This is a genomic window from Actinoallomurus purpureus, assembly GCF_024055795.1.
GTDB lineage: Bacteria > Actinomycetota > Actinomycetes > Streptosporangiales > Streptosporangiaceae > Actinoallomurus > Actinoallomurus purpureus.
Map to the genome: position 1 here is coordinate 175,078 of NZ_JAMXMY010000017.1, position 21,724 is coordinate 196,801.

Genomic DNA, 21,724 nt, shown 5'->3' on the forward strand with positions numbered 1-21,724 from the left:
GCCCCCGGGGGGCGCCGCGTCGGCCGCGTCGGCTCTACTGGGCGTTCTGTTCGGCGAGGAAACGCTCGAACTCCGCGGCGATCTCCTCGCCGTCCGGCATCCGGGCCGGCGAGCCGGCCAGCGGCAGACTGTTCCTGCCCGCCTCCATCACCGCGTCGTACTGCACCTCGAGATTCCGGACCGCCTCCGTGACGTCCTCCGAGGCGGCGACCTCACCATCGATCTGCTCACGCGCCTCCACGGCGGCCTCATCGAGGTCCGTGGTCGGGAGCATCAGGCCGGTGGCGGACGAGATGCCGTGCAGCAGCGCGATCGCTGCCGTCGGGTACGCGGCCTGGGCGAGGTAGTGCGGCACGTGCGCCGCGAAACCGATGGCGTCGCGCCCGGCCTCCGCCATGCGGTACTCGATCAGCGCGGCAGCGCTCCCGGGCACCTCGGCCCGGTTGATCCACGCCGGGTGCTCCCCCAGCAGGTCGGCCCGGTTGCCGTGCGGTGTCAGGCCGGTCTCGCGCGTGTGGGGCACCGCCATCGGGATACCGTGCATGCCGATCGCCAACTGGACGTCGAGCCGCTCGCCGAGTGAGATCACCGCGTCGGCGAACCACTCCCACGCCCGGTCCGGCTCCGGCCCGCTCAGCACCAGGAACGACACCCCGACGGCGTCCTCACACGCGTACACGGCCAGCTCGGGCGCCTCATAGCCGACCCACCGATCAGTGTCGAAGATCATCGGAGGCCGACGGGACCGATAGTCGATCAGCGAGTCGACGTCGAACGTCGCGACGAGCCGCGCGTTCAGCGTCCGCAGGTGCCGCGCGGCCAACTGCCCGGCGCGACCGGCGTCCATGAAACCGTCAAGGTGGTACACCAGCACCGGCCGGTCCAGCTCCGGAATATCGTCGGCCAGCGTGTAAAGCGCGGTCGGATCCGCCACAGAGCCCTCCTCAACGAGTCAATGTCCGTACGAACGTGTGAGCCCCCAAGCGAAGTCCACGCTCGAACGAATCCGGACCCGGTGACCATGGTCAGAGGCGGCGGCCCCGGTCGATCACTCCACTCCGTACGAGGCGGCGGGCACCGACTGACCGATGCCGTGGAGATTGCCTTCACTGTCGCGGAACCACGCGGCCCGCTCACCGCCTCCGCCCTGAGACGGATAGTCGCCGGCCACGTCGGCGATTCCGCCGACGGTGCGCAGCCCTGGCAGGTCGTACTCCTCGAACACGACGCCCGCCGAAGCCATGTGCGTACGCAATGCTCGGCGATCGACCTCTCCAGGGAGAGGAACGAGGTGTTCCGCGCCATACGCCCCTCCGGTCGCCGAGCCTTGCGTACGCCGCCGCGTCCACAGCAATCCAGAACCACAGCGAGGAGCAGGGCCGTCGCCCCGCGAGGCATGAGAGTGCCGTACGTGTGACGGATCGGGGAGAGCGCCGCACGGACGGGCGGAACGGAAGCGGGGACCCCGGCCAGCGAAGAACCGACGTCCACCGGCAGGGGGGCGTGGGGGGCGGCCCCCCCACATCGGGGGGCTCCGGGGGGTCGCCCCCCGGACGAAATGGAGAAGGGCCAGTGGGGAAGCGGCTCCGCCGCGACCACACCGGCCCCAGGCCATTCGTGGAGCTATGGGGATTCGAACCCCAGACCTCCTCCATGCCATGGAGGCGCGCTACCAACTGCGCCATAGCCCCGCGCTTTCCGATCAGGGTTTCCCCTCTCGGTGCTGCGCCAGTCTATAGGACTTCGCGACCAGACCTGTAATCGAATGCCTGGGGCGCCTCCGACCTCAGCCGTCGCTCTCGGCGCGGTCGTCGCTGAGGACGGGTTCGGGGAGGGTGCCGGCGTTGTGCTCGACGAGGCGCCAGCCGCTGCGGCCCTCTTCGAGGACGGACCAGCAGCAGTTGGACAGGCCGCCGAACCGGCTCCAGAGCTCCTCGGGGAAGCCGAGCCAGCGGAGCATGCCGAGCCGGAGCGCGGCGCCGTGGGAGGCGACGACGAGCAGGCCGCCCGCGGGGATCCGGGCCAGGCCCCGCTCGATGGCGGCGGTGACCCGTTTGGACACCTGCTCGGTGGTCTCGCCTCCCGGCGGCTGCCAGAGGGCGTGCTCGGTGGGGTACTTCGCCCGGATCTCGGTGTTGGTCAGGCCTTCCCACTCCCCTCCACCGCGTTCGATCAGGTCACGGTCGGGGGTGACGGACAGGCCGCTGACCGCGCTGAGCGCCTGCGCCGTGTCGGCGGCGCGCTGCAACGGCGAGGCGATGATGGCGGTCGGGCTCAGCGCGGCGAGGAGCCGCGCCGCCCGGGCGGCCTGGTCGCGGCCCGTGTCGTCGAGCGGGATGTCGGTGGATCCCTGAAAGCGGCGTTCGACGTTCCAGGTGGTCTGACCGTGCCGCCACAGCACGATCTTGCGCACCTCGGTCACTGACCGTCACCGGCCCGTACGCGCTGCTCCGAGTGGGCGTTGATGTCGTCCGGCAGGGGAACCACGGGGCAGTCCTTCCACAGGCGCTCGAGCGCGTAGTAGACGCGGTCCTCCTCGTGCTGGACGTGCACGATGATGTCGGCGTAGTCGAGGAGAACCCAGCGCCCCTCGCGCTCCCCCTCCCGGCGGATGGGCTTGGCGCCGGCGTCCTCGCGCAGCCTCTTCTCGATCTCGTCGACGATGGAGCGCACCTGACGGTCGTTGGCGGCCGAACACAGGACGAAGGCGTCCGTGATGACGAGTTGGTCGCTCACGTCGTAGGCGATGATGTTGTCAGCCAGCTTCTCGGCCGCGGCCTCTGCGGCGATCTGGACCAGCTGGGTGGCCCTCTCGGATGCGGTCACGGTGTGGTCGTTATCCTCCTCGTGGGGGCATTACAGTCAACCGTCACGATAAAGCCCCCGTTTGTTTATGTACTGCACGATTCCGTCTGGAACGAGATACCAGACGGGTTCTCCGGCCCGTACACGCTCGCGGCACTCGGTCGAGGAGATCGCCAGCGCGGGCACTTCGACCAGGCTGACACCGCCCTCGGGAAGACCGGGGTCGGCGAGGTGGTGACCGGGACGGGTACAGCCTATGAAATGCGCCAGCCTGAAGAGCTCATCCGTGTCACGCCACGTCAACATCTGGGCCAGCGCGTCGGCACCCGTGATGAAGAACAACTCCACGTCGGGCCCGTGTATTTCGCGCATCTCCCGGAGGGTCTCGATCGTGTACGTGAGCCCGGGCCGCTCGATGTCGACCCTGCTCGTCGAGAAGCTCGGGTTCGAGGCGGTGGCGATGACCGTCATCAGGTAACGGTCCTCCGCGGGCGAGGTCTTGCGGCCCTCCTTCATCCACGGCTGGCCGGTCGGCACGAAGACGACCTCGTCCAGCCGGAACAGGTGCGCGACCTCGCTCGCGGCCACCAGGTGACCATGGTGGATGGGGTCGAAGGTGCCGCCCATGATTCCGAGACGGCGGCGCTCCGGGGCGGTGCTCATGCGCCGACCTTAGTGAGCGCGTGGATCGGTCGTTTCACCACGCCCCTCCTTGGCGGGCGGGGATCAGTGTTCGGCGGCGGTCCGCAGGGCGAGCGTGGTCGCCCCCAGCGAGACGATGTCCGGGCTCAGCGGAGTCACCACCATGCCGACAACCGAGCCGTCGGCCCAGGCGCAGGCGGCGGTGGTCCTCTTCCCACAGCGTAGGACGCCGCCGAGGGGTCCTGCCGCAAAGTCGCTCGTGTCCGTGACACCCATACCCAGGAACACGGAGTCGACCTCCTCCGAGGTCGACCGCGACCGCAGCTCCGCCGCGAGCTCGGGGATGTCGTTCGCGGACATGCCGACGAAGATGAGCGGCTGCTGGGAGCCGCCGTTCTTGTAATAGATGCCGATCTTGGCCTTGGCGTAGGTCTTCCCGCTTGAATCGAGGGAGTTTCGCATCTTCTGGGCGAGCCGGTCGGCGACGCTGCCCGTGACGCGCTTGTAGTCGCCGAACGAAGCGGGGATGTCGATGGAATGCGGCGTGTCCGTCGGAGCGGTCCCGGGTTCGCTCGTCGACGCGGACGGCTCCACCGGGATCGCGCCGGACTGATGCTTGCCGCCGGACGACACGCCGATGAGCACGGCCAGGCCCCCGAAGACGACGACCGCCGCCGCGGTGCACAGCGCGATGATCAGGCCCGCGCGGCTCTTCTTGGGCGGCATGGGGGCGTGACCGTACGGCTGCCAGGGCGGGGGACCACCACCGGGCGGCATGCCTCCTCCCGGCATCGGCCCGCCCTGGTGCGGCGCTCCCCCGTACGGATACGGCGGGGTGCCCCACCCCGAGCCCGGGAACTCCGGGCCGCCGCCCTGCCCACTGGTCATGGTCTCGCCTTCTGCTCATCCAATGCGAGGACCAGTATGAAGCAATTTGACATTGAATTTCCCCCGCCCTGACCCGAATATCGTTTCAGGGCGGACCAATTAGTCGAGGCCGGGAAGCGGCGCCTCTCCCGACTCCCAGGTCACCACCCGGACCGCCTTACCGGCCTCCACGCGCGGAATCGTTCCGGCCGGCAGAACCCGCACGTCACACGACAGGCCGAGCTCCGCCGAGAGCGCCGGGGCCAGTCCCGGTCCGGCCCCTTCACAGGCCACGACGATCCTGGTCATGGCGTTCCGCCGGTCGACGACGACCTGGTAGTGCGGGGAGGCGTGCCGGACGACGACGGCCTCGATCTCGCGGGGATAGACGTTCACACCCCGGATGACGAGCATGTCGTCGCGGCGGCCCAGCACCTTGCTCATCCGCACCAGCGTGCGGCCGCACGGGCAGGGGGCGTGGGACAGCGACGCGACGTCGCCCGTGCGGTACCTCAGCAGGGGCATGGCCTCCTTGGGCGTGCTGAACACCAGTTCCCCCGGCGTACCGTCCGGGACCGGCGCGCCCGAGGCGTCCACCGCCTCGACGAGGAAGTGATCCTCGTTCACGTGCAGTCCGGAGCGTTCGAGGCATTCGGTGGCCACGCCCGGCCCGATGATCTCCGACAGGCCGTAGATGTCCAGCGCCGCCAGGCCGAGCAGGTCCTCGATCGTCGAACGGAGGCCCTCCGACCACGGCTCGGCCCCGAACAGGCCCGCCTTCAGCCGCAGGTCGATCCCGGCCTCCCGTGCCGCCTCGCCCAGCCGTACGGCGTAGGACGGCGTGCAGGTCAGGATGTCGGGGCGCAGGTCGGCGAGCAGGCGGAGCTGGCGTTCGGTCATGCCGCCGGACATCGGCACCACGGTGACGCCGAGGGCGATCGCCCCCTGATGGATGCCGATGCCGCCGGTGAACAGCCCGTACCCGTACGCGTTGTGGACCACGCTGCCGGGCGCGGCGCCCGCGCAGGCCAGCGACCGCGCGCACATCTCCGCCCACAGGGCCAGGTCACGGCGCGTGTAGGCGACCAGGGTCGGCCGTCCCCCGGTGCCGCTGGAGCCGTGCACGGCGGCGACCTCCTCCCGGGGCACGGCGAGCATGCCGTACGGATAGGAGTCCCACAGGTCCTGCTTGGTGGTGAAGGGCAGCCGGTGCAGGTCGTCGAGCGTCACGTCGTGGCCGCCGGCGACCCCGGCCGCGCGCAGCCGCCCGCCCTGCAGGCCGTCCCCCGCGATCAGCCGGTCGATCAGGTCGCGCAGGCGGCGCTGCCGCACCACGGTGAGCTCGTCGCGCGACATCGTCTCCGCGGGCACCGGCCCGTACGCCTCCACCATGGTGGGAGTAGAACGCGCCACGGTCCGCCGCGCAAGGGCCGGAGACGGCAGGGGTGTTCCCGGCCGCGCTCGGAACCTGACCATCGGAAGGGACCATCCGATTACCTTCCGAGGCGTTCTCGGCCGCGCTCGGGACCTGGCCGGATCGCGCCGGGGGAACTCCGGACCACGGCGGCCCGTCAGACGTAGCATGCCGACTATGACGAGCAACACACCCGACCGTTCTCGCACACGCTTTCCCGGGATCAGTTCCCGCGCCTATGAGCATCCCGCGGACCGGTCGGCGCTCGTCGCCCTCCGGTCGCTCAGCGGCTTCGACACGGTGCTGCGGCGCCTCGCCGGACTGTTCAGCGAGCGCGCGATCCGCCTGATGTTCCTCGGCGGCACCGTGCGCGCCGGCGAGAGCCAGTACCGCCACATCCACGACATTGTCCGGGACAGCGCCTACATCCTGGACCTGCCCGAGATCCCGGAGCTGTACGTCACGCAGGACCCCGCGCCGAACGCCATGACGATCGGCGTCGACAACCCGTTCATCGTCCTCAACAGCGGCCTGATCGACCTCCTCGACGACGAGGAGCTACGGTTCGTGATCAGTCACGAGGTCGGGCACGTCCTGTCCGGGCACGCGGTGTACCGCACGATGGCGATGATCCTCACCAACCTCGGCGCGCGGCTGGCGTGGCTGCCGCTCGGCAACGTGGCGATCGCGGCGATCCTCATGGGCCTGAACGAATGGCAGCGCAAGTCGGAGCTGTCGGCCGACCGGGCGGGCCTGCTGGCCGGCCAGGACGTCGAGGCGGGCAAGCGGGCGCTGATGAAGCTGGCGGGCGGCGCACGGCTGTCGGAGATGAACGCCGAGTCCTTCCTCGAGCAGGCACGGGAGTACGACGCGGCCGGTGACGTGCGCGACGGTCTGCTGAAGTTCCTCAACCTGCTCAGCCGCTCGCACCCGTACGCGGTGATCCGGTTCGCCGAGCTGGACCGGTGGGCCCGCGACGGCGAGTACGCCCGCATCCTCGGCGGTGACTACGAGCGCCGCGCGGACGACTCGAGCGCTTCGATCTCCGAAGAGATCAAGAACGCGGCGAGCGCCTACCGGGAGTCGTGGAACCGGAGCGCGGACCCGTTCATCGGGGCGGTCAAGGGTGTCGCCGAGGGCGCCGTCAACGCCGGGGAGCGTCTGTTCGGCCGGTTCGGCCGGGGCGAAGACGAGCGGCAGAACTGAGGGAGATCCCGGCAGGCCGCACCCGGCCTCGGGCAGGAGCGTCACGGAGTTTCCGCGTAACCTTGAGTTCACTTCTTGAACATGCGAGGGGACTCCATGTCGACGCCAGGCTCATCCGCGACGCCGGGATCGCAGTCGTCGCTCCGTGAGGCGAACCAGCGGCGGGTGATCCAGGCCGTCCGCGACGCCGGAGCGCCGACCCAGGCCGACATCGCCCGGAGCACGGGGCTGTCCCGGGCGACCGTCTCCAACATCGTGCGGGAACTGTCGGCGGGAGGCGTGCTCGTCACGACGCCGACGTCGGCGGGTGGCCGCCGGGCCCGCGCGGTGTCCCTGGCGCCCGCCGCCGGGCTGGCCGTCGGCGTCGACTTCGGCCACTCGCACCTGCGCGTGGCGATCGGCAACCTCGCCCGCGAGGTCGTCGCCGAGCAGGCGATGCCCCTGGACGTGGGCGCGTCGGCCGCCGACGGGCTCGGGGCGGCCGAGCGCCTGATGGACGGGCTGCTGTCCACGGTCGGAGCGACGAGAACGGACGTGCTGGGGATCGGGCTCGGCGTGCCGGGGCCGATCGACGCGGCCAGCGGCACCCTCGGATCGAGCACGATACTGCCGGGCTGGGCCGGCATCGAGGCGGCCGGGGAGGCCCGGCGCCGTCTCGGCCGTCCCGTGCACGTGGACAACGACGCGAACCTGGGGGCGCTGGCCGAGGTCACCTGGGGGGCGGCGCGCGGCCACGCCGACGCCGCCTACATCAAGATCGGCTCCGGCGTGGGAGCGGGCATCGTCATCGGCGGCCGCGTCTACCACGGGCCGGGCGGTACGGCCGGCGAGATCGGGCACATCACGCTGAACGAGAACGGCCCCATGTGCCGGTGCGGCAACCGCGGCTGCCTCGAGACGTACGCCGGCGGCCGCTACCTCGCCGAACTGCTGCGGCCGACCCATGGCGACGGCCTGACGACGGCGCGGATCGTGAAGCTGGCGCTGTCGGGGGACGCCCCGTGCCGGCGGGCGGTCGGCGACGCCGGACGGTACGCCGGAACGGGCGTGGCCGGCCTGTGCAATCTCCTCAATCCCCGCCTCGTCGTGGTCGGCGGCGACCTGGCCCGTGCGGGGAACCTCCTGCTGGAGCCGATGGCGGAGGCCGTCCGGCGCTCGGCCATCTCCAGCGCCGCAGCGATCGTGTCGATCGTGCCCGGAGTGCTCGGCGACCGGGCGGAGGTCCTCGGGGCGTTGGCCCTGGTCTTGACGTCCTCCCCTTCCCCAGCCTGAAGTGAAGGCCGGGGCCTCCACGCCGCCAAGGAGATGAACGCCTGGAAGAGCATCTAAGTTGTGAACGCGCATGGCTATCTTCGGCCAGTTTCGCGTTCAGGTCTTGATTTGATCTTGCGGTTGGGTCTTTGATCACAGGGCTTCGTCCCTCCTGACCCCGCCTGGAGCACGCTTCATGAGACTCCGGATCAAGGCCGCCCGTATCGGGACGGCCATGGCGATCACCGTGTCAGGCCTGGCCCTGACCGCGACCGGCGCCAGCAGCGCCCAGTCGCCCTACCTCGACCCGCACGCCTCCGTCTCCACCCGCGTCGCCGACCTCCTCAAGCGCATGACGATCGAGGAGAAGGTCGGCCAGCTCGCCCAGCCCGCCGTCGTGAACATCCAGGGCGGATGCCAGTGGTCCGGCGGCCCCCTGAACGAGTCCTGCATGCAGCACGTCCTCGGCGACCTGAAGGTCGGCTCGGTGCTGTCCGGGGGCGGCGAGACCCCGGTGAACAACACGCCGAAGGACTGGGCCGAGATGGTGAACACGGTCCAGAAGTACGCCATCGACCACTCGCGGCTGCACATCCCGATCGTGTACGGCGTGGACGCGGTGCACGGGCACAACAACGTGCTCGGCGCGACCAAGTTCCCCCAGCAGATCGGCGTCGGCGCGACGTGGGACCCGCAGCTCTCCCAGGCGATGGGCGAGTCGACGGCCCGGGCGGTCAAGGCCACCGGACCGCAGTGGGACTTCGCGCCGGTCCAGGACATCTCGCGCGACACCCGATGGGGCCGCTACTACGAGACCTACTCTGAGGACCCCTACCTCGCCGGCACGCTCGGCGCCGCGAACATCCAGGGCCTGCAGAAGACCGGACAGGTCAGCGCGACGGTGAAGCACTTCGCCGGGTACTCCCAGCCGTTCGCCGGCCACGACCGCTCCGAGGCCCACCTGGACCCGCGCTACTTCCAGGACACGTTCCTGCCGTCGTACAAGGCGGCCGTGGATGCGGGCGCCGACACGGTGATGGTCAACTCCGGGTCGATCAACGGCATCCCGGCGCACGCCTCGCACTACCTGCTCACCGACCTGCTGCGCCGCCAGTGGGGCTTCAAGGGCCTCGTGGTCAGCGACTGGAACGACGTCGACGCGCTGCGGACGGCGTACCACCTGACCGACACCTACGCGGGCGCGGTCGCCATCGCGATCAACGCCGGCGTCGACATGGGCATGCTGCCGCCCGGTGAGGTCGACGGGTTCGTCCAGGGCCTGCTGGACGACGTCAAGACCGGCAAGGTCACCAAACGCCGCCTCGACGAGGCCGTGTCCCGGGTCCTCGCCCTGAAGTTCAAGCTTGGCCTGTTCGAGCACCCGTACGTCGACCCGTCCAAGGCCGACGCGGCCGTGCTGGGCACCGACAAGGACCTGGCCGTCCAGGCCGCGACCGAGTCGCAGACCCTGCTGAAGAACGACGGTAACGTCCTGCCCCTGTCGACCGGCACCGGCAAGGTCGTCGTGACCGGCCCGAGCGCCGACTCGATCCCGAACCAGGACGGCGGCTGGACCATCCAGTGGCAGGGCATCCCCAACGGCGTCAACGACCCCGGGGTGACCGTCTACCAGGGCATCAAGAACGTCATCGGTGACCACGCCAAGCTCGTCACGAAGGCCGACGACGCGGTCGACCAGACCAAGGACGCCGACGCGGCGATCGTGGTCGTGGGCGACAAGCCCGGCGCCGAGGGCGTCAACGACCAGGAGCAGCCCGAGCTCGCCGCCGACCAGCAGGACCTCGTCGACCGCCTGCAGGCCACCGGCAAGCCGGTGATCGTGGTGGTCGTCGCCGACCGGCCGCTGGTGCTCGGCAGTGCGGCCGACGCCAAGCAGCTGCTCATGTCCTGGCTGCCCGGCAGCGAGGGCGGTACGGCCGTGGCGAACGTCCTGTTCGGCAAGGCCAACCCGAGCGGGCGGCTCCCGGTCTCCTGGCCGAAGACCACCGGCGACGAGCCGATGTTCTACCAGCAGCTGCCGGGCACGAACGGCGGCACCAGCTCCGGCTACGACCCGCTGTTCGCCTTCGGCGCGGGCCTGTCCTACACCACGTACGCGGTGCAGGACGTGACGGTCTCCGGCGGAAACACGGTGAAGGTGTCGGTGAAGGTCGCCAACACCGGTTCCCGCGACGGTGACTTCGTGGTGCCGGTCTTCGCGCAGCAGCCGGTCAGCCGTATCGTCGCCCCGCCGAACCGCCTCGTCGCCTTCACCCGGGTGCCGCTCAAGGCGGGCGAGTCGACCACCGTGTCACTGTCCTTCCCCCGGTCCCGCCTCGCCGTGACCCAGGGCGACATCAACGGCTCGGGCACCCGCGCGGTGCTCCCGGGCCTCTACAAGATCGTCGCCGGCGCCAAGTCCGCCGACCTGACGATCGACTGACCGGACCACCGTAGGCCGCGACTGATCACAAGGAGGCCGCGGGGCGATCGTCGATCGCCCCGCGGCCTCCGCATCGGGGCTCCGCACGCCGCGAAGCGCCGGGCGCTCGACGGCCGGCACGCCGGCCCCCAGGAGACGGCACGCCTTGTTCAGCGCCGTCTACTCACGCGAGCAACTTTCTCGTCTGTGTAGACACCGTGGGAAGAGACGCCAGCTCCCGCCGAGTCCGCCGTGCTGCGAGGCGGACCACACCTCACAGCACGAAGCTCAAACCCATGAGACGCCGATCACGGCTCCCCCTTCCCCCCATGAATGGGTCGCCGCCCGCCGCGGCGTGATCGCTAGTGGTCGCCACCGCGACCGATTTGTCGCGAAAGCCTGCTGCGTGGCCGGCCGACCTCGCGATGCGGGATCGGGCGGCTGCGGGACCACTCCCCCTGCATCCGGCGTCGCGGCGACTTTGCCGCCGTCGTGGTCACGTTGCCGCCGTCGTTGACGGGTCGATGACCGGTTTGCCCGGGTTAGCGCGTCAATACCGACGTCAATGTGGCTGATCGATCCGGTCGGGCGACTCCAAGCTCCGGCGGGCCGGGCGTGAGGCTCGGTGAAGGGCCGCACTGCCGGGCGATTCCTCCCAGTAAGGGACCCGATTCCGGCGGCTTTACCGAGCACTACGCCCGCTCGTGGCCGGACGCCCCCTGCGAGCGACTGGGGACTTCCGACGCTTTTACTCCTTATTCCGGGGAAGTCGAGCCCATATGATCTTTCCGCCGCCGTTCATCTTCGGTATCCGCCTGGAACCCCAACTCTGAGCGAGCCGGGAGACGATGAAGAGCCCTTTTCCGCTCGTAGAGAGGAGGAATTCGTCACCTTCGGCGAGGGTTCTAGGCTTGGGCAGCGTCCAAGACGGGTCCCAGACCTCGATGAGAGGGCTACCGCCGTTCCAGCAGAGCATGAGCTTGAAGAACTCTGCGGTAGGAACGTGGACGTAGGCGTTGGTGATGAACTCCGACGCGATCAGAGTCGCATCGTCCACCAGATCAGGACGCTTCATTACGAGCATGCGGTGCTCGATGAAGGTGCGAGCGATGTCAGCGGCCTGAGGCACCGGCCGAAGGGTCACGACGGTCTTCCGATCCCTGCCGTCCATCACCGTCTCGATCGGGCTCGCCAGCGCATCCATGGCCACCCACCCCCATCTGCCATATTTCAGGCTGTTCGGTCCATTCTGGATCGTTCTTGCTATCCGGACTCGTCCGGTAATTCTTGGAGCCGATTGACAGAAAGTCTGGACCAGATAGAACAGGCGAGATATCTTTTCGAAAGGCTTGAAGAGATTGGAGGTGCCATGCAGACGGATCCAGTGATCGATCCAGATACCGGCCTCTGGAACTGGCTGGCCTACGACCTGCGGTTCTATAGACAGAAGTACGGTATGTCGCAATCGGCGATATCGGAGGTCATCAAGACCAGCCCTCCAAACCTTTCAAACCTTGAAGCGGGCAGGAGACGCCTCAAGGACGAACAGGCTGAAGCGCTAGACGAGCGCTTCAAGACAGGCGGCCACTTCAAGAGGCTCCTGAGGTACGCCCGCCTGGGGCATGATCCAAACTGGTTCAAGCAGTACGTAGGCATCGAGTCGAGAGCGTCCGTCCTCAAGGTCTATGAGCCCATCGCCGTACCAGGCATCCTTCAGACGCCCGAGTACGCGGGAGCCCTCTTCAAGGCTGGAGGCGCCCGCAACGTCGAGGAGCTGATCGAGAAGCGCATGAAGCGCCAAGAGGTGCTGCGCAGACCGGACCCACCTCTTCTGTGGGTCGTGGTCACAGAGAACGTGATCGACTGGCCGGTAGGAGGGGCAAGCGTGATGCGGAAGCAGCTCGCTCGTCTACTGGAGGTGGCAGAGCAGCCCAACATAGGGATGCGAGTGATCCCACGGTCAGCCGGCGCTCATGCCGGCTTCGACGGCAGTCTCTACCTCCTCTCCGGAGAAGACGGAGATATCGCCTACATCGAAGCCACCGGAGGCGGACGCCTGGTACCGTCCCTGACCGAGGTACGTTCGTACGAAGCGAGGTTTGAACGCATCGGACAATCGGCCTTGCCGATGGAATCCTCCCTGAGAATGATCAGAGATGCGATGGAGGCTCTGTAGTGTCAGCGATCATCACCTCCGACGGGTTCAGGAAAAGCAGCCGTAGTGGGAACCAAGGTGGCGCCTGCGTAGAGGTCAAAGTGGTGGATTCCGAGTCTGCCTGATTGATTGAAATAAGGAACCCACGACCTTCGAGTCGTGGGTTCTCTTGGCGTCAGGAGCGGCGGCCACCGACCGCCAGGATGAGCCCGGCGACCAGGCAGAGGGCCGCCGCCACGGCGAAGGCCGTCCCGGCCGCCAGCCCGCCCATCACGGCGACGCCCAGCGTGGCGCCGACCTGGCGCACCGCGTTCAGCAGGCCGCTCGCCACGCCGGCCGCACCCTCGGGCGCCGCCTGCACGACTCCTGTGACCAGGGCGGGCAGCGAGAACGACACACCGAAGCCGATCAGGAGCATGCCCAGCCACGGCACCGGGGACGCGGCGAGGCAGCCGAGGGTGAGCAGAGCCAGCCCGGCCAGGACCGGCGGACGCGGCCCGTACCTCGCGACCAGCCGGCCGGTCACCAGCGGATTGAACGCGGTCGGCAGGGTCAGCGGCAGGAACGCCAGGCCGGTGGCCACCGGTCCCAAGTGACGCTGCAACGACAGGGTCAGCACGAACAGGCCGCCCGACAGCGCGAAGTTCACCGCCGCGCCCGCGATCAGGCCCCGGCGCACGCCTGGCTCGGCGATCACCGCGCCGGGGACGGCCGGGGACGCGCTGCGCCGCTCCACGATGACCATGACCACGGCGAGGACGGCCACCGCGATCGCCGAGACGACGCGCCGGTCGACGATGGCGTCGGTGAGCGCCGCCAGGAAGGCGCAGGCCACGAGCTGCGCCCACCAGTCGATGGCCCGCCCGGTCGCGGGCACCCGGATGTCACGGACGAGCACGAGGCTCAGCAGCACCACCGGGACGTTCACGAGGAACACCGCCCGCCAGCCACCGACCGACCGACACCAGCAAGCCGCCCGCGACCGGGCCGGCCGCCAGCGCGCAGCCGGTGATCGCCGCCCAGGCGCCGAGGGCCCGGCCGCGCTCGGCCGGAACGGGGTACAGCCGGGTGATGATCGCCAGTGAGCTCGGCAGGCACAGCGCGCCCGCCGCGCCGAGCACGGCGCGCAGGACGACGAGGACGGCCAGGTTCGGCGCCGCCGCGCTGAGCAGGGACACCAGGCCGAACGCGGCGACGCCGGCGGCGAACACCCGGTGCGCGCCGAACCGATCCGACATCGCGCCGGCGGTGGGCAGCAGCGCGGCGAAGGTCACCGTGTAACCGGTGACCGCCCACTGCAGCCCGGAGACCCCGCCGCCGAGCGAGGCACGCAGGTCGGGCAGGGCGACGGTCAGGACGGTCGTGTCGAGCAGGACCATGCAATAGCCGAGCGACAGGCCGAACAGCCGGCTCGCCCGGGACATCGTGACGGTTTCGGAAACCACGTGCGACTCCAGGAGAATGGGAGGCGCCCACCGTCGCGCCGGTCGCCCACCGCCCTCCACCGGCGACGGCGAACACCCCGTTCGGCGAAACCGAAAGGCCAGGTCAGCGTGGAGTTCCGACAGTTGCGCACCTTCCTCGCCGTCGCCGCCGAAGGCACGGTGACCGACGCGGCGATCGCCGTGGACCTGGCGCCGTCCTCGGTCTCGGAGCAGGTACGGGCGCTGGAGCGGTCGCTCGGGGTCGCCCTGTTCGACCGGACGCCGGAGGGCATGCGCCTCACGGCCGCCGGACGGCGGATGACGCCCTGGGCCCGGCGACTCCTCGACCAGGCGGAGGAGGCACGCCGCGAGGTGACCGGCCACCCGCCCCTCGTACGGCTCGGGGCCCTGGAGACGCTGGCCGCCACCCTGGTCCCCGGCATCGTCGGGCGGCTCGCGGCCCGCCGTCCGGACCTGGGCGTCGAGGTCGCACCGCTCAACCGCCGGGAGATCCTCACCGGCGTCGACGCGGGGTCACTCGACGCCGGGCTGATCCTCGACAGCGGCCCGGCCGTGGGCGGCCTCGGCTTCGACGCGCCCGCGCGGCTGGCCTTCCTCGACGTGGAGGACGTGCCGCTGGCGTTCGTCACCGCTCCCGGCGCGGCCCGCGACCGGCTGCTCGTCACGCCTCCCGGCTGCTCGTTCCGCATGGTCGCCGACCAAGTGCTGGGCGCCGCCGGCGAGCGCACCGAGCTCGCCTCCGTCACCGTGATCCACGGGTGGGCGCGCCGGGGCCTCGGCGCGGCTCTGCTACCGGAGTTCGCCGTTGCCGAGGATCTCGATTCGGGGGCGCTCGTCCGCCACCCGGTGGAGACGCCCGACATCGCGTTGCGCCTCGTCTGGCGGGCCGACCGCGAGGGGTCCGTCCGCGAGCTGCTGTACGCCGCGGCCGGGGGGCGTATGTAACGGCGGGAGCACGGCGGGCCGGCGTCGCCGGGCAACACCAGGCCGGTGTACTCGGTGGGCCGCTCGATGACCGGACGGTCGATGTCGCGGTGGGTCAAGGTCACCGAGACGCCATCGCGTTCCAGCAGGCGGGCGGGCTCGATCGCGATGCCGGCGGACCCTTTTCCGGACTAGAAAGTGATCACAGGGGTCGTAGGTCCTCCTCTAGAGTCGCCCGCGTGCCTGATCTCTCCTACCTCGCGGCCGTCCGGGAGTCGTACGACACTGTCGCCGCCGACTACTTCGAACAGGTCAAGCCCCCGGCGGAGCTGGATCCGCTGTCACGCGGGATGTTGGCCGCTTTCGCCGAGGTCGTGCGGACGGGCGACCGCGGGGCCGTTGCAGACCTGGGATGCGGGCCCGGGAAAGTGACGGCGCACCTGGCCGAGCAGGGGGTGTCCGCGTTCGGCATCGACCTGTCGCCCGCGATGGTCGCGCTGGCCCGTCAGGCTTACCCAGATCTGAGTTTCACCGTCGGCTCGATGACCGCGCTGGCGATCGAGGACAACGAGCTCGGCGGCATCCTTGCCTACTACTCCACCCACCACACGCCACCGACGTTGTTGCCGATCGTGTTCAGCGAATTCCATCGCACTCTCGCGCCCGGCGGCTATCTGATGCTCGCCGGCCATGTGGGAGCCGGTGAGCACCTACGTCCGACGCAGGCGTATGGGGGTCACCCGGTGTCTTTCGAGTCCTACCTGTTGCCGCCAGATCGGATTGCCGAGCTCTTGCACCAGGCCGGGCTCGTTGTTACCGCGCGACTGGTGCACGAGCCCGGCGAAGGAGCCAAGAGGACCGTCGCTACCTTTCTTGCCCGAAGGCCCGAACGGCCGTGAGGTGCGTATCTGCGCGCGGCGGTCCGCACAGCCCCCAGGCCATAGTGGCCAGGTCCGGCGCAAATAGGTTAAAAAGCGGAAAAGCGCCGCACTGGGCATCCTCTTGATCAGGACACTTCACGGGTTCGCCCCGTTGCTCGTGAAGTGAGGAACCCCCCCCATGCCCGGTGGAAGACCGGCCGCACTCCGTCGGCCCGTCGCCCTGCTCGGAACCGCGATCGCCCTGCTCGCCGCCGCCCTCTCCGCAACGCCCGCGCACGCCGCACCGCCCGCATCGGCGGCCGGGACCGCACGGGCTGCGTCGGCGGCGGCCCCGCTCGCCCACGGTGCGGCGGCCCGCTCGGAGACCTACGGCGCGCCGGCCCGTTCCCGGCGGGCGAAGGTCGTCTATCTGACCTTCGACGACGGGCCGGGACCGTACACCTCGAAGGTGCTCAAGACCCTCAGCAGGTACGGTGCCCGGGCCACCTTCTTCGAGATCGGCCAGAACGTCGTCCGCCACCCCGGACTGACCAGGAAGGTGATCGCGCAGGGCGGGAGCGTGCAGAACCACACCTGGTCCCACCCCGACCTGACCAGGGTCTCGGCGAGCGTCTTCCGGTCCCAGGTCATCCGGACCGACCACGCGATCCACGCGGCCATCGGCCGGACTCCGAAATGCCTGCGCCCGCCGTACGGGGCGGTCGACCACAGCGTCTACGCTCGGGCGCGAGCGCTGCACAAGAAGGTCGTCCTATGGACGGTTGACCCGCAGGACTGGGCGCGGCCGGGCACGTCCGCGATCGTCCATCGTGTCCTCACCCACGTGCGCCCCGGCTCCGTCGTCATCATGCACGACGGCGGCGGGAACCGCAGCCAGACCGTGGCGGCCCTGCCGAAGATCCTCAAGACGCTCAAGAAGCGCGGATACACCTTCCAGTTGATCGCCTGCGGCTAGGGCCTGTCTCAAAGTCCCCGTCCGTAGCAGTAGGACAGCGGGGCTTTGAGACAGGCCCTAGGTCGCCGTCGGTGGCCGTCACGAACGGCGGCCACCGACGTCGTACGCTCAGACGCCCTTGAGGTGGCCGTCGCCGGTGACGACGTACTTCGTGGAGGTGAGCTCGGGCAGGCCCATGGGGCCGCGGGCGTGCAGTTTCTGGGTGGAGATGCCGATCTCCGCGCCGAACCCGAACTCCTCGCCGTCGGTGAACCGCGTCGAGGCGTTGACCATGACGGCGGCGGAGTCGACGAGCGCGGTGAAGCGCCGGGCGGCGGACTGGGAGGTCGTGACGATCGCCTCGGTGTGCGCCGAGCCGTACCGGCGGATGTGCGCGACGGCGGCGTCGAGCGAGTCGACGACGGCGGCGGCGAGGTCGAGGGAGAGGTACTCGGTGCCCCAGTCCTCCTCGGTCGCCTCGACGACGGTCGCCCCCTCACCGGCGTACGCGCGGATCGCGGTGTCGCCGTGCACGGTCACGCCCCTCTCGCCGAGCGCCCGCAGCGCGCGCGGCAGGAAGGCGTCGGCGATGTCGCGGTGCACGAGCAGCGTCTCGGCGGCGTTGCACACCGACGGGCGTTGCGTCTTGGCGTTGACGAGGATGTCCACGGCCATGTCCAAGTCGGCGGCCGCGTCGACGTACACGTGGCAGTTGCCCGTGCCCGTCTCGATGACCGGCACCGTCGACTCCTCGACCACCGAGTTGATCAGCGATGCTCCGCCCCGCGGGATGAGCACGTCGACCAGGCCACGGGCGCGCATGAGGTGCTTGACCGAGTCGCGATCACGGCCGGGCACGAGCTGGATCGCGTCGGCCGGCACCTCACCGCCCGTGACGCCGGCCAGCGCCGAGCGCATGACCTCGACCAGCGCGCTGTTGGAGTCGTACGCCGAGGAGGATCCCCGCAGCAGCACCGCGTTACCGCTCTTCAGCGTGAGCGCGGCGGCGTCGACGGTGACGTTCGGCCGCCCCTCGTAGATGATGCCGACCACGCCGAGCGGGACGCGGACCTGCCGCAGCTCCAGGCCGTTCGGCAGCGTGTAGCCGCGGACGGACTCCCCCACCGGGTCCGGCAGGGACGCCACGTGGCGTACGGCGGCGGCGATCGCGGCGATCCGGTCGGTGGTCAGGCTCAACCGGTCGATCATGTACTCGGAGGTGCCGGCCTCACGGGCCGCGGTGACGTCGGCGGCGTTGGCCTCGACGATCTCCGCGGAGCGGGCCACGAGGGCGTCCGCGATGGCGTGCAGCGCGGTGTCCTTGACGCCACGCGGCAGCGGGGCCAGCTCGGCGGCGGCCTGCCTGGCGCGCCGCGCCACCTCGAGAACCTGCTCCTGGGTGCCCATCTCTCCTCCTCGCCCCACGCCGGCCTCAGGGCCGCCGGGTCGCCGCTTCCTCGGTGACCAGGACGACCAGGTCGTCCCGGTGAATGATCTCGCGTTCGTACTCCGGGCCGAGCTCCCGCGCCAGCCAGCGTGTCGACCTGCCCATCAGGTCCGGGATCTCCGCCGCGTCGTAGTTGATCAACCCGCGGGCGACGACACGGCCCTCGTCGTCGCACAGGTCCACCGGGTCGCCCGCGCTGAAGTCGCCCTCGACGCCGGTCACCCCGGCGGGCAGCAGCGACTTGCGGCGGCGCGCCACGGCCTCGACGGCACCGGGGTCGAGGCGCAGCCGTCCCTGCCCGGTCGTCGCGTGCGCCAGCCACAGGCGCCGGGTGGACGGTTGCACACCGGCCGGGTGGAAGTAGGTGCCGACGTTCTCTCCCGCCAGGGCGGCCCTGGCGGAGTCGGCGTTCGTCAGCACCACGGGGACCCCGACGATGCGGGCCGCCTCCACCTTCGTCACCATGCCGCCGGTGCCGACACGTCCCGAGCCGCCCAGGCGTACGCCGTCCAGGTCGGCCGGCTCGCGGACGTCCTGGATCCGGCGGGCGCCCGGCTCTCGCGGGTCGCCGGTGTAGAGGGCGTCCACGTCGGACAGCAGGATCAGCGCGTCCGCGCGGATGAGATGCGCGACCAGGGCGGCGAGCCGGTCGTTGTCCCCGAACCGGATCTCATCGGTGGCGACGGTGTCGTTCTCGTTGACGATCGGCACGACACCGAAGGTGAGAAGTTGATCGAGCGTGCGCTGGGCGTTGCGGTGGTGTGAGCGGCGCATCATGTCGTCGGCGGTCAGCAGCACCTGCCCCACGCCCAGTCCGTACCGCGCGAACGACGCGGTGTAGCGGGCGACCAGCAGCCCCTGCCCCACGCTGGCGGCCGCCTGCTGAAGCGCCAGGTCATGGGGCCGGGAGGGCAGGCCCAGCGGCCCGATCCCGGCGGCGATCGCGCCGGAGGAGACGAACACGACCTCGCGGTCCTTCGCCGGACCCGGACGGCCGCCGGCCCGGCGCCAGCCGGCGAGCACGTCGACGAGCGCGTCGATCCGGGCGGCGTCGATCGCGCCGTCCGGGGTCGTCAGCGAGGACGACCCCGCCTTGACGACGATCCGCCGCGCCTGTACGACCGCCTCACGCACGGTCACGATCCCCCGTCACCTGCCGTCCAGCCGCCGGTCGGTGCCGCGACGGCCGGGGCTTTGGTCGGCGCCGGCGAGCACCTCGGGCTCCCAGTCGAAGACGATCGACTCCTCCGCGGTGCCGATGTACACCGTGGCACCGGGCTCGGCACCCGCCTCGGCCAGGCGCTGCTCGACGCCGAGCCGGGCGAGCCGGTCGGCGAGGTACCCGACCGCCTCGTCGTTGCTGAAGTCGGTCTGCCGCAGCCAGCGGACCGGCTTCTCGCCGGTGACGAGGAACGTGTCGTCGCCCATCGCCCGCACCTCGAAGTCGGCGCCGCCGACGGGCGCCGGCCGGATGACCAGCCGGGTGGCCTCCTCCACGGGCTGCGCGGCGCGGTGGGCGGCCACCATCTCGGCCATCGCGAAGCTCAGCTCGCGCAGGCCCTCGTGGGTCGCGGCCGACACCTCGAAGACCTTGAGCCCACGCTTGTCGAACTCCGAACGGACCATCCCGGCCAGGTCCCGCGCGTCGGGCACGTCGACCTTGTTGAGCACGACCAGACGGGGGCGGTCCGACAGGGGCTCGTCGCCCAGCTCGTCGTACGCCGCCAGCTCGGCCTCGATCACCTCGAAGTCCGACAACGGGTCGCGTCCCGGCTCCGGCGTCGCGCAGTCGAGGACGTGGACGAGCGTGGACGCCCGCTCGATGTGCCGCAGGAACTGCAGGCCGAGGCCCCGGCCCTGGCTGGCGCCCTCGATCAGACCGGGGACGTCGGCGACCGTGTAGACGACCTCGCCGGCGCTGACGACGCCGAGGTTGGGGGTGAGCGTGGTGAACGGGTAGTCGGCGATCTTGGGTTTGGCCGCCGACAGTGCCGCGATCAGCGACGACTTGCCCGCGCTGGGGAAGCCGACCAGTGCGACGTCCGCGACGGTCTTCAGCTCCAGCACGACGTCGAGCTCATCGCCCGGCTCGCCGAGCAGGGCGAACCCGGGCGCCTTGCGCTTGGCATTGGCCAGGGCCGCGTTGCCCAGCCCGCCGTGGCCGCCCTGGGCGATGACGAACCGGGTGCCGGCCCCGACGAGGTCGGCCAGGACCTCCCCGTCACTGGTCTTGACGACCGTGCCGTTCGGCACGGTCAGCAGGAGGTCCCCGCCGTTGGCGCCGTTCTTGTTCGACCCCTGCCCCTGCTTACCGCCGGTCGCCTTGCGGCTCGGCCGGTGGTGGTACTCGAGCAGGCTGGCGGTGTTCGGGTCGACCTCGAGGATGACGTCGCCGCCGCGCCCGCCGTTGCCCCCGTCCGGCCCGCCGAGCGGCTTGAACTTCTCCCGGTGCACCGAGGCACAGCCGTGCCCTCCGTTGCCGGCCTGGACGTGCAGGACGACCCGGTCGATGAACTGCGCTCCCGGCGGCCCACCGTGACCGCGCCGCGCCGGCGCCTGCGGCGTCTCGTCCGGCATGTCCTCACCCTCCGTCGGAAAAACGACGAGGGCGGACCGATGAACGGTCCGCCCTCGTCCTGAAATCGTGTCGCGTCGGCGGACCTACTCCGCCGGCGGGACGATGCTCACGGCGCGACGACCGCGGTAGCGGCGGAACTCGACCGCGCCCGCGACCAGCGCGAACAGCGTGTCGTCGCCACCACGGCCCACGCCCGGACCCGGGTGGAAGTGGGTGCCGCGCTGGCGGACGATGATCTCACCGGCGTTGACGACCTGGCCGCCGAACCGCTTGACGCCGAGCCGCTGGGCATTGGAATCCCGGCCGTTACGGCTGGACGAAGCGCCCTTCTTATGTGCCATGTCTGCGACCTACTTTCCGGCCTTGATACCGGTGACCTTGACCTGGGTGTACGGCTGGCGGTGACCCATGCGCCGCTTGTACCCGGTCTTGTTCCGGTAGTGCATGATGTTGATCTTCGGGCCCTTGGTCGCACCAAGGATCTCGGCGGTGACCTCGTACTTGGCCACCTCGCCGGGCGCGCTGACGACGTTGTCGCCGTCAACGACGAGCACGGCCGGGAGCGTCACCGTCGAGCCGACCTCACCGGCCACCTTGTCGACGGTGAGCACATCGTCGACGGCCACCTTCTCCTGCCTGCCGCCGCAACGGACGATCGCGTACACCGCGGAACCTTTCCTTTGCGTGCCTCGGGCACGACTAATCCAACAAGCTTATTTCGGAAGCTGCTGCCCGCACCCACCGATCACCCGG

23 protein-coding genes and 1 tRNA gene are annotated in these 21,724 nt (G+C 70.2%); 8 read left to right on the forward strand and 16 right to left on the reverse strand.

Annotation, left to right across the window (positions count from 1 at the left end):
- Positions 1–34: 34 nt before the first annotated feature.
- The 8 genes from NE236_RS28660 to NE236_RS28695 form a co-directional block, all read right to left on the reverse strand.
- On the reverse strand, positions 35–934 hold the full coding sequence (locus tag NE236_RS28660; RefSeq protein WP_252845292.1) for a proteasome assembly chaperone family protein: 900 nt from the start codon (positions 932–934) through the stop codon (positions 35–37).
- 114 nt (positions 935–1,048) lie between these two features.
- Positions 1,049–1,243 (reverse strand): hypothetical protein, encoded by a 195-nt coding sequence (locus NE236_RS28665; RefSeq protein WP_252845293.1) that lies wholly within the window; start codon positions 1,241–1,243, stop codon positions 1,049–1,051.
- 375 nt (positions 1,244–1,618) lie between these two features.
- A tRNA-Ala gene (locus NE236_RS28670) sits at positions 1,619–1,691 on the reverse strand.
- 95 nt (positions 1,692–1,786) lie between these two features.
- A complete protein-coding gene (locus NE236_RS28675; RefSeq protein ID WP_252845294.1) occupies positions 1,787–2,422 on the reverse strand; it encodes a histidine phosphatase family protein in 636 nt (211 codons plus the stop codon).
- Complete coding sequence (rsfS, locus tag NE236_RS28680; protein ID WP_252845295.1) at positions 2,419–2,826, reverse strand: ribosome silencing factor; 408 nt, start codon at positions 2,824–2,826, stop codon at positions 2,419–2,421. Before rsfS ends, NE236_RS28675 begins: the two co-directional genes overlap by 4 nt.
- 36 nt (positions 2,827–2,862) lie before the next feature.
- The gene (gene nadD / locus NE236_RS28685) at positions 2,863–3,468 is read right to left on the reverse strand and encodes a nicotinate-nucleotide adenylyltransferase (protein WP_252845296.1); all 606 of its coding nucleotides are present in this window, start codon (positions 3,466–3,468) and stop codon (positions 2,863–2,865) included.
- A 63-nt stretch (positions 3,469–3,531) separates the two neighbouring features.
- Positions 3,532–4,335, reverse strand: coding sequence for a hypothetical protein (locus tag NE236_RS28690; RefSeq protein ID WP_252845297.1), 804 nt, complete (start codon positions 4,333–4,335; stop codon positions 3,532–3,534).
- Between the two features lie 99 nt (positions 4,336–4,434).
- Positions 4,435–5,706 carry a phenylacetate--CoA ligase family protein gene (locus NE236_RS28695; RefSeq protein WP_252845298.1) on the reverse strand — a complete coding sequence of 424 codons (1,272 nt, stop codon included), beginning with the start codon at positions 5,704–5,706 and terminating at the stop codon, positions 4,435–4,437.
- A 199-nt stretch (positions 5,707–5,905) separates the two neighbouring features.
- Between NE236_RS28695 and NE236_RS28700 the strand changes: the two genes are divergently transcribed.
- From NE236_RS28700 to NE236_RS28710, 3 genes are all read left to right on the forward strand, one after another.
- The gene (locus tag NE236_RS28700) at positions 5,906–6,934 is read left to right on the forward strand and encodes a M48 family metallopeptidase (RefSeq protein WP_252845299.1); all 1,029 of its coding nucleotides are present in this window, start codon (positions 5,906–5,908) and stop codon (positions 6,932–6,934) included.
- Between the two features lie 96 nt (positions 6,935–7,030).
- A complete protein-coding gene (locus tag NE236_RS28705; RefSeq protein WP_252845300.1) occupies positions 7,031–8,206 on the forward strand; it encodes an ROK family transcriptional regulator in 1,176 nt (391 codons plus the stop codon).
- A gap of 175 nt (positions 8,207–8,381) precedes the next feature.
- Positions 8,382–10,628 carry a glycoside hydrolase family 3 N-terminal domain-containing protein gene (locus NE236_RS28710; protein WP_252845301.1) on the forward strand — a complete coding sequence of 749 codons (2,247 nt, stop codon included), beginning with the start codon at positions 8,382–8,384 and terminating at the stop codon, positions 10,626–10,628.
- 727 nt (positions 10,629–11,355) lie between these two features.
- On the opposite strand, the gene NE236_RS28715 is transcribed toward NE236_RS28710, so the two are convergent.
- Positions 11,356–11,811 (reverse strand): ATP-binding protein, encoded by a 456-nt coding sequence (locus NE236_RS28715; RefSeq protein WP_252845302.1) that lies wholly within the window; start codon positions 11,809–11,811, stop codon positions 11,356–11,358.
- A gap of 93 nt (positions 11,812–11,904) precedes the next feature.
- Here NE236_RS28715 and NE236_RS28720 point away from each other — a divergent pair, with 93 nt between their 5' ends.
- Both NE236_RS28720 and NE236_RS45255 read left to right on the forward strand, forming a co-directional pair.
- On the forward strand, positions 11,905–12,783 hold the full coding sequence (locus NE236_RS28720) for a helix-turn-helix domain-containing protein (protein WP_252845303.1): 879 nt from the start codon (positions 11,905–11,907) through the stop codon (positions 12,781–12,783).
- Positions 12,783–12,887: a DUF397 domain-containing protein gene (locus tag NE236_RS45255; protein WP_372494452.1), complete on the forward strand. Its 105-nt coding sequence runs from the start codon at positions 12,783–12,785 to the stop codon at positions 12,885–12,887. The genes NE236_RS28720 and NE236_RS45255 overlap by 1 nt, the downstream gene beginning before the upstream one ends.
- A gap of 50 nt (positions 12,888–12,937) precedes the next feature.
- Here the strand turns inward: NE236_RS45255 and NE236_RS28725 are convergent, their stop codons facing one another.
- On the reverse strand, positions 12,938–13,690 hold the full coding sequence (locus tag NE236_RS28725) for an MFS transporter (RefSeq protein ID WP_252845304.1): 753 nt from the start codon (positions 13,688–13,690) through the stop codon (positions 12,938–12,940).
- On the reverse strand, positions 13,647–14,207 hold the full coding sequence (locus NE236_RS28730; RefSeq protein WP_252845305.1) for an MFS transporter: 561 nt from the start codon (positions 14,205–14,207) through the stop codon (positions 13,647–13,649). The genes NE236_RS28725 and NE236_RS28730 overlap by 44 nt, the downstream gene beginning before the upstream one ends.
- A 108-nt stretch (positions 14,208–14,315) precedes the next feature.
- Between NE236_RS28730 and NE236_RS28735 the strand changes: the two genes are divergently transcribed.
- The 3 genes from NE236_RS28735 to NE236_RS28745 all read left to right on the forward strand — a co-directional run bounded on the left by NE236_RS28735 (position 14,316) and on the right by NE236_RS28745 (position 16,967).
- Entirely contained in the window at positions 14,316–15,152 is an 837-nt protein-coding gene (locus NE236_RS28735) for a LysR family transcriptional regulator (RefSeq protein ID WP_252845306.1), read from the forward strand.
- Between the two features lie 218 nt (positions 15,153–15,370).
- Positions 15,371–16,030: a class I SAM-dependent methyltransferase gene (locus NE236_RS28740; protein ID WP_252845307.1), complete on the forward strand. Its 660-nt coding sequence runs from the start codon at positions 15,371–15,373 to the stop codon at positions 16,028–16,030.
- Positions 16,031–16,190: 160 nt separating this feature from the next.
- Positions 16,191–16,967 (forward strand): polysaccharide deacetylase family protein, encoded by a 777-nt coding sequence (locus tag NE236_RS28745; RefSeq protein ID WP_252845308.1) that lies wholly within the window; start codon positions 16,191–16,193, stop codon positions 16,965–16,967.
- Between the two features lie 108 nt (positions 16,968–17,075).
- On the opposite strand, the gene NE236_RS28750 is transcribed toward NE236_RS28745, so the two are convergent.
- The 5 genes from NE236_RS28750 to rplU all read right to left on the reverse strand — a co-directional run bounded on the left by NE236_RS28750 (position 17,076) and on the right by rplU (position 21,636).
- A complete protein-coding gene (locus tag NE236_RS28750; RefSeq protein WP_252845309.1) occupies positions 17,076–18,353 on the reverse strand; it encodes a glutamate-5-semialdehyde dehydrogenase in 1,278 nt (425 codons plus the stop codon).
- Positions 18,354–18,378: 25 nt separating this feature from the next.
- Positions 18,379–19,533, reverse strand: a complete 1,155-nt coding sequence (gene proB, locus NE236_RS28755) for a glutamate 5-kinase (RefSeq protein WP_372494453.1) — start codon at positions 19,531–19,533, stop codon at positions 18,379–18,381.
- 9 nt (positions 19,534–19,542) lie between these two features.
- Positions 19,543–20,970, reverse strand: coding sequence for a GTPase ObgE (gene obgE, locus NE236_RS28760; protein WP_252845310.1), 1,428 nt, complete (start codon positions 20,968–20,970; stop codon positions 19,543–19,545).
- Positions 20,971–21,054: 84 nt separating this feature from the next.
- The gene (rpmA, locus tag NE236_RS28765; protein ID WP_252845311.1) at positions 21,055–21,312 is read right to left on the reverse strand and encodes a 50S ribosomal protein L27; all 258 of its coding nucleotides are present in this window, start codon (positions 21,310–21,312) and stop codon (positions 21,055–21,057) included.
- 9 nt (positions 21,313–21,321) lie between these two features.
- Complete coding sequence (gene rplU / locus NE236_RS28770) at positions 21,322–21,636, reverse strand: 50S ribosomal protein L21 (protein ID WP_252778779.1); 315 nt, start codon at positions 21,634–21,636, stop codon at positions 21,322–21,324.
- Positions 21,637–21,724: the final 88 nt, after the last annotated feature.